The organism is Natronolimnohabitans innermongolicus JCM 12255, from assembly GCF_000337215.1.
GTDB lineage: Archaea > Halobacteriota > Halobacteria > Halobacteriales > Natrialbaceae > Natronolimnohabitans > Natronolimnohabitans innermongolicus.
In genome coordinates this window covers 21,155-32,826 of sequence record NZ_AOHZ01000065.1, presented here as the reverse complement: position 1 = coordinate 32,826, position 11,672 = coordinate 21,155, and the positions used below count along the sequence as shown (strand labels likewise).

The 11,672-nt window shown below is 67.3% G+C and carries 12 protein-coding genes; 4 read left to right on the top strand and 8 right to left on the bottom strand.

Annotated features, from left to right (window positions below; genetic code table 11):
* Nucleotides 1-449: 449 nt before the first annotated feature.
* Entirely contained in the window at nt 450-983 is a 534-nt protein-coding gene (locus C493_RS13840; protein ID WP_007260077.1) for a hypothetical protein, read from the top strand.
* Nucleotides 984-1,093: 110 nt separating this feature from the next.
* Here C493_RS13840 and argS read toward each other — a convergent pair whose 3' ends face one another.
* From argS to C493_RS13810, 6 genes are all read right to left on the bottom strand, one after another.
* Complete coding sequence (argS, locus tag C493_RS13835; RefSeq protein WP_007260076.1) at nt 1,094-2,881, bottom strand: arginine--tRNA ligase; 1,788 nt, start codon at nt 2,879-2,881, stop codon at nt 1,094-1,096.
* 93 nt (nt 2,882-2,974) lie between these two features.
* Nucleotides 2,975-3,508 carry an NUDIX hydrolase gene (locus C493_RS13830; RefSeq protein ID WP_007260075.1) on the bottom strand — a complete coding sequence of 178 codons (534 nt, stop codon included), beginning with the start codon at nt 3,506-3,508 and terminating at the stop codon, nt 2,975-2,977.
* 25 nt (nt 3,509-3,533) lie between these two features.
* Complete coding sequence (locus C493_RS13825; RefSeq protein WP_007260074.1) at nt 3,534-4,682, bottom strand: pyridoxal-phosphate dependent enzyme; 1,149 nt, start codon at nt 4,680-4,682, stop codon at nt 3,534-3,536.
* Between the two features lies 1 nt (nt 4,683).
* The gene (locus C493_RS13820) at nt 4,684-5,643 is read right to left on the bottom strand and encodes a succinylglutamate desuccinylase/aspartoacylase family protein (protein ID WP_007260073.1); all 960 of its coding nucleotides are present in this window, start codon (nt 5,641-5,643) and stop codon (nt 4,684-4,686) included.
* 178 nt (nt 5,644-5,821) lie between these two features.
* The gene (locus tag C493_RS13815; RefSeq protein ID WP_007260072.1) at nt 5,822-7,351 is read right to left on the bottom strand and encodes a stage II sporulation protein M; all 1,530 of its coding nucleotides are present in this window, start codon (nt 7,349-7,351) and stop codon (nt 5,822-5,824) included.
* 86 nt (nt 7,352-7,437) lie between these two features.
* A complete protein-coding gene (locus tag C493_RS13810) occupies nt 7,438-7,719 on the bottom strand; it encodes a hypothetical protein (protein WP_007260071.1) in 282 nt (93 codons plus the stop codon).
* A gap of 367 nt (nt 7,720-8,086) precedes the next feature.
* On the opposite strand from C493_RS13810, the gene C493_RS23460 reads away from it, so the two are divergent.
* Nucleotides 8,087-8,260, top strand: coding sequence for a hypothetical protein (locus tag C493_RS23460; protein ID WP_007260069.1), 174 nt, complete (start codon nt 8,087-8,089; stop codon nt 8,258-8,260).
* 36 nt (nt 8,261-8,296) lie between these two features.
* Here C493_RS23460 and C493_RS13800 read toward each other — a convergent pair whose 3' ends face one another.
* The gene (locus C493_RS13800; RefSeq protein ID WP_007260068.1) at nt 8,297-8,650 is read right to left on the bottom strand and encodes a nuclear transport factor 2 family protein; all 354 of its coding nucleotides are present in this window, start codon (nt 8,648-8,650) and stop codon (nt 8,297-8,299) included.
* Nucleotides 8,651-8,762: 112 nt separating this feature from the next.
* On the opposite strand from C493_RS13800, the gene C493_RS13795 reads away from it, so the two are divergent.
* Together C493_RS13795 and C493_RS13790 are read left to right on the top strand one after the other, a co-directional pair.
* Nucleotides 8,763-9,293, top strand: coding sequence for a DUF367 family protein (locus tag C493_RS13795; protein ID WP_007260067.1), 531 nt, complete (start codon nt 8,763-8,765; stop codon nt 9,291-9,293).
* A gap of 64 nt (nt 9,294-9,357) precedes the next feature.
* A complete protein-coding gene (locus tag C493_RS13790; RefSeq protein WP_007260066.1) occupies nt 9,358-9,507 on the top strand; it encodes a 50S ribosomal protein L40e in 150 nt (49 codons plus the stop codon).
* A gap of 137 nt (nt 9,508-9,644) precedes the next feature.
* On the opposite strand, the gene C493_RS13785 is transcribed toward C493_RS13790, so the two are convergent.
* Nucleotides 9,645-11,600, bottom strand: coding sequence for a PAS domain S-box protein (locus C493_RS13785; RefSeq protein ID WP_007260065.1), 1,956 nt, complete (start codon nt 11,598-11,600; stop codon nt 9,645-9,647).
* Between the last annotated feature and the right edge of the window lie 72 nt (nt 11,601-11,672).

Genomic DNA, 11,672 nt, shown 5'->3' with positions numbered 1-11,672 from the left:
GTTTGTCGACGATCGCGCGGGCGGGCGGAGACAGCGACCGCCGATACCGAACGGCGACGGTCTCACAGGTTTCGAAGCAAATCGAGTGCACGAGGTGTCGCCTCGCGGCATCTCGACGATCCGTCCGAACCGAGCGCCGTTCGCCGGTCAGTTCGAGCCGCTCGGTTCGGCCGCATTGGCGTCGGTAGGCACCGCCTATCCCGCGACTCCGGCGTGTATAACGTCGTTATCTAGTTGAACGAAAAGACAGTTACTGCTACCTAACACTCTTGTAAACGAGACGTTCACGTTCCAAGAACTACGATGGAAACGAGAAGAATGCGGGTGAGTGGCCGATACAACTGCTCTCAGCGATGTTTTTCGGGAGTAACTGATAAAATCGATACTGTTCGTGTGACGAGACAGTAACGATCTGATTACTAAACAGGGATCGTCTCGAGCCCTCGTCCATGGAGAGACGAAAGATCCTCCTCGGTAGTGGTGCCGCACTCGCAACCGCACTCGCAGGCTGCTCCGGCAGTGAGGGCAGCGGTGACGACGATTCGGACGACGAGACCAAGTCGATCACCGGCAGCGAGACGGAAAGCGACGACGATGGCGGGAACGGCGACGAAAACGGCGACGAGAGCGCCGCCGGCGACGTTCCCGGGTTCGACGAGTCCGCGTTCGCCCTCGAGAGCGAGACGCTGACGGTCGAATCGATCGACCGCGACGGCGAGACGGTCGACATCGTCGCCGAGTCCGAGACGACAAACTACGAAGAACTGCTCGACGAACTCGGCTCGTTCGTGGACGATATCGACGCGGCGGTCGTCGACGCGGACGCGTTCGAAGACGAGGTCGAGACCCTCGCGTGGGTCGTCGACCACGACGGAATGAAGGTCGTCTCGTTCGACGTCGACGTCGAGTGGCTGATCAACTATCGCAACGGCGACCGCTCGCGGGACGAGGTTGCGTCGAACGTCCGGGAAACGGCAGAGTGAGCCGGCTTCGGCCGCGAGCACAACTGTGGCCGAGCGTCCTTTTCGTCCGATCGTGTGCCGCCGAGCGCCCGAACTCTCGAGCGCCGCGTGCCAAGCGAGCGGGCGTCGGCCTACATCGAGCGCGGCGCCTCGACGCCCAGCACGTCGAGCGCGTTGGCGACCGTGTGCTTCGAGGCGGCGACCAGCGCCAGCCGCGCCTCGCGAACCGCGGGATCGACGTCGTCGGCGAGCACCGGACACTCGCGGTAGAAGCCGTTGAACCGATCGGCGAACTCGCGGGTGAAGGTCGCGACGCGGTGGGGCTCTAGGTCGTCCGCGGCCTCGTCGACGACCGCCGGGAAGCGGGCGACCGTCTCGAGGAGGTCGCGTTCGGCGTCGGTCGCGAGCAGGTCGGCGTCGATGGCCTCGAGTTCGACGTCCTGGTCCGCGAGCGCGGTATCGGGATCCAGGTCAGCCTCTTCGAGGATCCCACAGCAGCGCGCGTGGACGTACTGGACGTACGGCGCGGACTGGGCCTCGAAGTCGAGCGCCTGATCCCACTCGAAGGTGATCGCCTTCGCCGGCTGCTTGGAGACGATGTCGTAGCGGACGGCGCCGATGCCGACCTGGTGGGCGATGCGCTCGATGTCCTCGTCGTCTAAGTCGTCGTCGCGGATGCGGTCGTCCAGTCGGTCCTCGACCTCGCCGCGGGCGCGGTCGATCGCCTCGTCGAGGAGGTCGTCCAGATCGACGCCCGTCCCGCGGCGCGTGCTCATCTTCCCCTCGGGGAGGTTAACGTACGAATAGAGGACCTGCTGCAACTGGTCGGTGTCGTTGCCCAGCAACTCGAGGGTCGTATTCAGCTGGCGGGCCTGCAGCTTGTGGTCCTCGCCGAGGACCGTGACGGCGCGGTCGTAGGTGTCGAACTTCCACTCGTGGTGGGCGAGGTCCCGCGTGGCGTACAGGGAGGTGTCGTCCGAGCGCAGGAAGACGAGGTTCTTGTCGATGCCGTGATCCTCGAGTTCGAGTTGCCAGGCGTCTTCCTCGTAGACGGCCTCGTCGAGTTCCTTGAGCCGCGAGACGAGGTCGTCGGTGTCGCCGTTTCGCATGAACCGCGTCTCCTTGACGAACTCGTCGAACTCGGCGGGGAGCCGGGCGAGACAGCCTTTCATGCCCGAGAGCACCTGGTCGACGACCTCGCTGACTCGCTCGTAGGCGTCTTCGTCGCCGGCCTCGAGACCCTGCATGATCGACTCGATCTCGGCTTCGGCTTCCTCGCGCTCTTCGGTCGGGGCGTTCTCGAGGAAGGCGTTGCCCGTCCGGTAGTAGCGCACGAGGTCGTACTCGATGCGGTCGCGTGCGGGTTCGTCATCGAGATCGTCCTCGTCGAAGGTCTCGTAGGCCCACGTGAAGACGGCCATCTGGCGGCCGGCGTCGTTGACGTAGTAGTGGCGGTCGACGTCGTAGCCGGCGTAGTCGAGCAGGTTCGCGACGGCGTCGCCGATGATCGGATTCCGCGCGCGCCCGACGTGGACCGGCCCCGTCGGGTTCGCGCTGGTGTGTTCGACGACGACCGACGTGTCGCGGTCCTCGAGGGCGCCGTAGCGCTCGTCGGTCCCGGCGGCCACGGTCTCGGCGAAGTAGGCGTCGCTCGGCACGAAGTTCAGGTACGGCCCCTGCGTCTGGATTTCGGAGACGTAGGTGAGGTCGTCAGCGTCGAGCGCGTCGGCGAGTTGGCCCGCGACCTGCGGCGGCGGGGCGCCGGCCTCGCCGGCGAGTCGGAACGCCACGCTCGAGGCGAGGACGCTCTCGACGTCTTCCGGCGGTTCTTCGAGTCCGAGGTCGTCGGTCGGGAAGTCGAGTTCCGCGAGCGCCCCCTCGAGGGCGTCCTCGACCTCCGCGCGTAGGGAGAGGAACATACCCGCTCGTATTCAGGGGCGGAGTAAAGGAATGTCGGGTTCCGCCGAGCTACCGGACGGCGGATCTCGGGTGTCGCGATTCGGAAGAATCCGTCACTCGAGCGCGGCGGCCTCGCGGAACCGGTCCTCGTGGATCGGCCGGAACCGTTCTCCGGAGGCGTCGAACTCGCCGGGCGCCCAGAATCGAGCGTTCGTGGCGTCGCTGCCGGCTCTCGGCTCGCCCGCCGCGTCGGCGCCGTCGACGACGTAGTGCATCGTCACGACGTGTTTGCCGTCACGGGGCGGCATCGTCGACGCGCCGAGAATCTCGAGCGCGTCGGGGTCGACGCTGACGCCCGTCTCCTCCTCGAGTTCGCGGACGGCGGCGACTTCCGGCGCCTCGCCGACCTCCATGTGGCCACCGGGGAGGGTCCACTCGCCGACCCCCGGCGGGACGCCGCGTTCGACGCAGAGGACCGCCGGCTCGGGTCGCGAGCGGTCGACGACCGCGACGCTCGCACAGGGGACTGGATTGTGCCAGATCACCTCCGCACAGGTCGGACAGCGCTCGCGTTCGCGGCCGTCGACGGTGGCCGACTCGAGTGCGCTGCCACAGTGGGGGCAAAACTCGGGTGGACGACTGACCATCTATCCCCGCTTCAGCACCGGGGCTTCATAGTGTTTTCAATCCGCTTCCTGTCAGCGGCACGACGACGTCGGCGTCGGCGTCGAGCGCGCCGCGTTCGCGGTAGGTCTCGAGGGCGGCGGGCGCGACTGCACAGGTCGGCTCGACGTAAAAACCGCCGCGGTGGAGCCGATCGAGGGCGGTCTCGACGGGATCGGCGCCGAGCGCGATCGCGTCGCCGTCGGTTTCGTCGATCGCGGTCAGGATCTCGTCCGCCCGGGCCGGTTCGGCGATTCGGATGCCGTCGGCGATGTCGGCGCCCTCGCCGTCGTCTTCGCTTCGCCAGCCGCCGAGTGCATCGACGATCGGCGCGTAGCCCGTCGCCTGCGCGCCGAGCAGTCGGGGCATTCCGTCGACGATGCCGGCCTCGTTGAGCAGCGAGAAGCCCCGGTAGGCGCCGAGAAAGAGCGTTCCGTGGCCGATCGGGAGAACGACGGCGTCGGGGACGGTCCAGCCGCGCTGGGCCGCGAGTTCGAACGCGAACGTCATCGTCCCCGCGTAGAAGGCGGGGTTCCAGGCGTGGCTGGCGTACCAGCCCGGGCCGGTCTGGAAGGGATCGTTCCCGGCCGAACCGGCTGCGTCGTCGCCGCCTGCGACCGCCTCGAGACAGGCCCGCGTCACGTCCTCGCGACTGCCCTCGACGCGGACGGGACGGGCGTCGGCGCGCTGGATCGTCATCAGCTTCGACTGCTTCACGTCGGCGGGGACGTAGATCTCCGCGTCGATCCCCGCGCGGGCCGCGTAGGTCGCGATCGCGGCGCCGGCGTTCCCCGAGGAGTCCTCGACGACCTTCTCGACGCCGAGTTCGGCCGCCCGGGAGAGGGTCGTCGTCGCGCCCCGGTCCTTGAACGAGCCCGTCGGGAACACGTACTCGAGTTTGAACTGCGCGTCCCAGTCGGGGGCGTCGACGAGCGGCGTAAAGCCCTCGTGGAGGGTCACGCGCTTCTCGATCGGCAGGAACTCGAAAAAGGTCCACAGGCCGTCGCTGGTGTCGAGACTGTGCAAGGGAAGGGGGTCGCCCTGCGGATGGGGCCGCTCGGCGAACTCGAGGGCGCGGCCGCAGCGACACCGCCACGGTTCGGACGGGCCGGCCTCGTAGACGGTCTCGCAGTCGGGGCAGATGAGATCCGAGGGCATCTCAGTAGGTGTCGATATCCGTCGCGACCGAGCAGACGTACTCGCCGGAGGCGACCTGCGGCAGGCGCCGGGTCCGCCAGAGGATTCCGGTGCTGTCGGCGGTCACTTCCGTCTTCGTCTCGCCGAAGGGGGTCGTCAGCTCGAACAGCGTCTCGCCGCTTCGGACGTGGTCGCCGAGGTCCTTCGAAAAGGAGACGAGCCCGCCGCCCGGCGCGCCGTACTGCTCGAAGCCGCGCGCTCTGGTCTGGCTCTCGAGGGAGACGTCGCCGTCGAGAAAGCCGTAGTGGGTCAGGACGTTGAACACGCCCTCGACGCCCTTCTCGATGCTCGTCTCGTCCCAGCCGACGGCGCCGCCGAGTTCGGGATCGACGGTCGGAATTCCCTCGTCCGGCGCGGTGCGGGCGAGCTGGCCGTCCGGTCCCTTCTGGTCCAGAATGTAGCCGCAACCGAAGACCTTCGCCAGCTCGAGACAGTCGTCGTGCAGCCGGTGGCGTTTCCCACAGCGGACGCGCACCTCGTCGATCATCCGGCTGGTCGATCCCTGGTGGAGATCGAGAATGAGGTCCGCCCGCGAGGCGGCGTCGTAGGTCGCCGCGGCGATTCGCTCGCTCGAGGTGCCGTTCTCGTTGCCCGGGTAGGCCCGGTTCATCTTCGTGTCGTCGATCGGGTTTCGGTGCTGGGCGACCTGAAAGGCGTGGTAGTTGACGATCCCGACGATCAGGATCGTGCCGGCGATTTCGGTCGGGTCGAGCTGCGGGACGACCCGTTGGATCACGCCGACGCCGTTGAGTTCATCACCGTCGCTTGCCGCCTGCATGTAGAGCGTCTTCCCCGACCGTCCGCCGTTGATCACGGCCACCGGCAACCCGAACGGACTCCCGTCGCGAGTCTCGCCGACCTCGAGACGGCCCGTATCCATCTCACCCGGGGCCGCGCTCGCCGTTCCGAGCGTCGTTGTCATGTGTTCGTGGACGGAAGCGGGCGCCTTTATTGGTTCGGTGTTCCCCAGCCAACGGGCGGTTTCGGCGGCCTCACCAGTGTCGACGGAGTGATACCACGCGCCGATCCCGTCGATGACGGTGACAGTCGAATCGGCCGACAGGGCTGGCCGGTGACGACGACCAGATCGGACAACGATGCTACAGGAACGCCGTGTAGTACGGACTCACGAAGCCTTCGACGACCGCCGCGACCGCCAGCAGGATGCCGACGCCGATCAGCACCCAGAACGCCCGCTCGAGCGCGTCGGCGAGGTCGTCCCGCGTCGACCGGCCGCGGTAGGTCCGCCAGCCGGCGAGACCGAGCCAGATGCCGAGCGCCGAGGCGATAAAGATCGCCGGAATCTCGAAGATGCCGTGGGGGACGACGAACGCGAGCAGTTCCATCGGCTCGACCTCGGTGCGGCCGTAGACGCCCATGACGAAACCGTTGAACACGAGCGAGAAGACCGCCGGGATCACCAGGATCAGCCCGGAGAGTGCCGTCGTGAGTGCGACCATCCAGTTGTTGCCGAAGAACTCGAGTGTCGCCGCGGCCGGGTTGTGGCCGACGAGTCGCTGCTCGATCGACGTCTCCACGCCGGCGTTGACGAGCGGTTCGGCGACCTCCCAGCCGACCCAGAAACTGCCGAGTGCGAGGGCGACGACCAGCGCGTGCGTGCCGAGCGTCGCGCGGACGAAGGCGACCATCTCGGCCCAGCCGCGAGCGACGCCGTCGCGAAACTGCGCCGCGAGCGATCGCTCGGGGGCGGTCGGCGGTCGCAGGCGGCCGCGATAATCGTTGTACAGCGCCGTCTTCAACAGATCGAGCGCCGGGAAGAGGACGATCGCGGTCACCAGGGAGACGACGGCGACCACGTCGAACACCATGAGCGCGGTCGAGACGATCCCGAGTACGACGACGGCGCCGATGGAGACGGCGTAATAGAACCCCGCACGCAGCGGCTGTGTGCGAACGAAGCCGATCACGTTCGACACCGCGTCGACCGCCGTCGTGTCGTCGACGACGACCGCGACGGGAGCGAACGCGAAGACGGCCCGGACGGCCGCGAGCGCGAGCCCCGTAAGCAGCATCGCAAAGAGCGCGGCAACGGCGCCGACGCCGGCCGATCCGGTCGCCACCGCCGCGATTCCCGCGACGAACGCCGTGACGATACCGAACAGCAACACGACGGCGATCCACGCCAGCAACTCGAGCAGGTACAGCCCGATGTAGCGCAGCCAGTAGCGTCGCGCACCTGCAAAGCCGGCCGAGAGGCCGCGGTTGCTCCGGAGCCGAGCGGAACAGGCGGTGAGCTGGCCGGCGGAGACGGCCGCGAACAGGCCGACGCCGACGACGAGCGTCGCGAGGAACGCGAGCGCTCCGAGCGCGAACAGCCACCCCGAGAGCAACGGATCGAACGCGGCTTCGACGCCCGTAAACCACTCTTCGAACGCCTCGGGGTTGGCTTCGGGATCAGGTGGATCGGCGTCGAGATCCTGAAATCCGTCGATGGCCGCCTCGAGTCGGCCACTCGCCTCGAGGTAGACGAAGCCGACGGCGATGGCCAGAAACGGAATCACGCGTGCGACCGCGGGCACGGCCGCGCCGAGGATGTACCAGGGAAGAAGATCGCTCGGTCGACGGCGAAACGCGTTCGCGGCCGCACCGACGACGTCTGAGAGAGTCATACTGCGGCGTTCGGTCGTGTATCAGTTAAGTGAACCTCTCTCGACCGACGACCGACGGGCGTCGCCGCGGTCGGTCTCGACCGCCGTCAGTTGAACGTTCGGTCGTCGAACCGCTCGCCGCTTTCCTCGTCGTCCCCGCCGCCGCTCGAGAGCCGCGGCGTGAACCCGCCGGTGAGGATGACGGCGACGACGACCAGCGCCGCCGAGAGGACGACGTAGTCCGGACTCGGGTCGTGACCCGCGAGGTCCGCCCCGGTCGAGACGACGAAGATCGCGACGGCGAAGACGATCGTCGCGAGCAGCCCGATCACGAGGATTCCAACGACGCTGGCGAGCAGCCCGCTCAGGATGCGGCGTATCGATGGCATTCGTTGGCCCCCGGTTCTCAGCGCGCCCACGTAACTATTGTGGGATCACCACTGCGCCGACAAAAATGCGCGTGACCGCTCGAGACGGCCGATTTGGACGGCAAAGCGTCCGGGTGGTGTGTCGTCGACCGCCGGTTACCGACGACGCCGTCGGACGGAACGGAAAGCCAAGAAGAGAGTGGAACACTGTTTACTTGCATTCGAATCGACGGAGCGAAGCGGGGCTCTCGAGGGCGAGACACGACCGAACTCGAGACTGGCTATCCGGCCAGTGCGTCGACGTGCGAAGCCGGCACGACTTCGATCCGCCGGTTCGCCTGAGAATGTGTTATTTAGTGCCACGACATATGCTAGCGTAGGATCCCGAATGCAACTCACAACGATCCAGCAGGTCAGGTGTCCGGAGTGCGACGCCAGAAGTAGCGTCTCGATACCCGACCGCGACCTCGAATCGAAACCCAGTCGCTCCGCCGCAGCCTTCGGCGAACAGACGAAAGTGACGTGTTCGAACGGACACACGTACTGGGTGCAGTTCTCGTAACGGTTTTTGCCGGTCGGCGCCGGCGAGTTCGCATCGCTACCGAGAGTACGTCTCGAGTTCGACGATTCGTCCGTCATCGCCGTCGCCCGCGCCCGCACGCTTGCGATCGAGTTCGAAGAAGTCCGCGAAGTCGAACAGGCGGGCTCCGTCGTCGCAGACGCGCCCGCGAACCGCGACGCACTCGCCCTCAGCGATCACCGCCTCGAGTTCGTGACTGGTGTCGGGGTTCGGACGCTCCTCGCGCATGAATCGAACGAACGCGTCGCGGCTCTCGAACGTCCGGTCGGGCCGGCGCTGGACGAACTCGGGCGCGAGGACGTCCTCGAGGGCGTCGTACTCGTGGCTGTCGAGCGCGTCGTAGTACCGTCGAACGAGGGCGGCCGCATCCATGGGTTCTCGTTTCGGCGCAATCGTCAAAAGTGTGGTACTCCGCGGACCGACCGCCGAACGCCGGGCCGGCCGTTTCACACGGCTTTTTGCTCGGCCGCTCCAACGGTTCCGCGTGGAGTGTCACGTCTACTACGAGGGCGACGACGACCCGAAGAAGTGCACCGCGCGACGCCTCGAGCGCTTCGATAAGGCCACCCTCTATCGGCGGATGGAGCAAGTGCCCTACGGCGTCGTCTTGAACCCCCACGCCGAACAAGCGCTGTCGCCGGCCGACGCCGAGGAGGGGCTGGGAACGCTCGTCGCGCTCGACTGCTCGTGGGAGTCCGCCGAGGCGGCCTCGTTTCGCATGAACGGCGTCCACCGCGCGCTCCCCTTTCTCGTCGCCGCGAACCCGGTCAACTACGGCCGGCCGTTTCAGTTAACGACCGTCGAGGCGCTGGCCGCCGCCTGTTGCATCTTCGGCGAGCGCGAACGGGCCGCGGAACTGCTCGAGCCGTTTCGCTGGGGCGAGACCTTCCTGACGCTGAACGAGGAGCCGCTGCGTCGGTACGGCGAGTGTACGGACTCGAGCGACGTCGTCGCGGTCCAGGAGGACTACCTGGCCGACGAGGACGCCGAACCGGCGTCCGCCGACGGCGAATGACCGTCGCCGAGCGGATCCGACGGGGACCACAGCGGTTATATGTGCGTCAGGCCAACGGAGCCGTATGCCAAGTTTCGACGCCGCCGAAAACCGGACGCTCGAGAAGATGATCTGCATGCGCTGTAACGCACGCAACCCGAAGCAGGCCGACAGCTGCCGAAAGTGCGGCTACAAGAACCTCCGCCCCAAGGCGAAGGAAGCCCGCGCAGCCTGATCGTCGGATCGCTTTTTCGACGCCGCGACGACGCCGCCTCCGAACTCGAGAGCGACTGCGCCCGGCCGTCACCGGAGACCGCGTCGCTTGCGGGGTCGTCTGCGAGCCGGTCGAGGATCCGCCAGCGCTCGCGTCGCTCACTCGAGCAGGTCGACGCCGGTAACCTCGAACCTCGCGCCCCCGCCAGAGCCGTTCCGGGCGTCGATCGTCCAGTCGTGAGCCGTGGCGATCTGCTCGACGATCTGGAGTCCGAGTCCGGGTCGATCGCCGTCCCCCGGCACCGTTCGATCGAAGAGCCCCTCGAGTGCACCCTCCGGCAGACCGTCGCCGTCGTCTTCGACGTAGAACCCGTCCGGTAACCGTCCGACCGTCACTCGAAGACCGCCCGTCGTCGGCTCGGACGCCTCGTCGGTCGCGCCCGCCTCGCCTTCCGTCCACTCCGGCGGCCTCGAGGACGGCGGCCGCGAAGACGACGTCGCACGCACGTCGGGAGCCACCGACCCGTGTTCGACCGAATTCCGAAACAGGTTCTCGAACAGCTGACGAAGTCGGGGCTCGTCGGCCTCGATCGCCCCCTCGAGCGAGCACTCGAGGGTCGCGTCGCCGGTGTCGACGGCCCCCCAGGCCCTGCGGACGACCCGCGAGAGGTCGATCGGCTCCGGATCGCCGACCAGCCGACCGTGGCGGGCCAGCGAGAGCAGATGATCGATCAGTTCGTCCATCCGATCGAGCGACCGGCGAACCTGCTCGAGTGAGTCGCGCTCCGCGTCGGCCGGCACGCTCGTCGTGCACTCCTCGGTGTGGAGTTCGAGGCGCCCCGTGGCGACGTTCAACGGGTTCCGGAGGTCGTGGCTGACGACGCTCGTGAACTCCTCGAGGCGCTCGTTCTGGCGCTCGAGTTCGCGCTGGTAGCGGCGCCGTTGCGTGGTATCGCGGATCGCGTGGATCGTCCCGGTGAACGAGCCGTCCTCGAGCGGGAGGAGCTTGGTGTGGACGTCGTGATCGAGGAGTTCTCCGTCGGACGTTCGAAATCGTACGTGGTACTTCGCGCGCTCCTGGTCGGTCTCCGAGGAAAGCAGCGCGCGAACCTCGTCGGTGTACTTGGTGAGCACGGACTCGTCGTAGTAGCCGCGATCGACGAGCGTCGGGAAGCGCATCCCGAGCAGTTCGTCCGGCGTTTCGTCGAACGGTGCCGCAAACTCGTCGTTCATCCAGGTGATCGCGCCGTTCTCGTCGAGGACGAACAGCGCGATGGGGGCGAGTTCGATGATCCGTTCGTACTGGGCGAGTTCGCGCTCGCGGCGCTTGCGCGCGGTGATGTCACGGATGACGGCGGTCGACCCGGCGAACTCGCCGTCGTCGTCGGTGAGCGCGGTCACGCTCGCCTCGCCGACCCACCGTTCGCCGTCGTCTTCGAGCGTGAACTCGAAGCGGTCGGACTCGCGGTCGCCGTTGTAGCGGTGGCGAACCGTCTTCGTTCCGCGCTCGAAGGACGCTCGGCTGATGAACGACGAAATGTGCTCGCCGACGAGAGCGTCCCGGTCGACGTCGAGCAACTCGGAGAGCGCCTCGTTCGCGATGGTACACCGTCCCTTCTCGTCGAGGACGTACATCGGGTCGTCGACCGACTCGACGAGCGTGCGGTAGCGCTCGAGTTCGCGTTCGCTCTCGCGTCGCGCCCGCTCGGCCCGGCGCTTCTCGACGGCGTTTTCGATTCGGTTGGCGAGGACGGCGAACTGGTCCCGCCCGAGATCCTTCTGGAGGTAGTCGGTGACGCCAGCCGAGATCGCCTCGCTCGCGATCTCCTCGGATCCGCGCCCGGTAAACAGGACAAACGGCAGCTCCGGATCGCGTTCGCGGACCGCCTCGAGCACCTCGAGGCCGTCCACGTCCGGCATCTCGTAGTCGCTGACGACGCAGTCGACGGCCGGTCCGCCCGCGGCCGTCCCGTCGCTCAGCCGCGCGAGCGCCTCGCGACCCCCGCCCGCGGTCTCGACGGTGAACGCGTCGTTGGCTCGCTCGAGCGTCGTCGCCGTCAGCGAACGAATATCCGGGTCGTCGTCGACACAGAGAACTGTTATCCCGGATGACATACGGTACCACCACAGTTACGCGCCGCCGTATAAGAGTATACTGGGCACCACGGTACGGACCCGGCGTCGGCG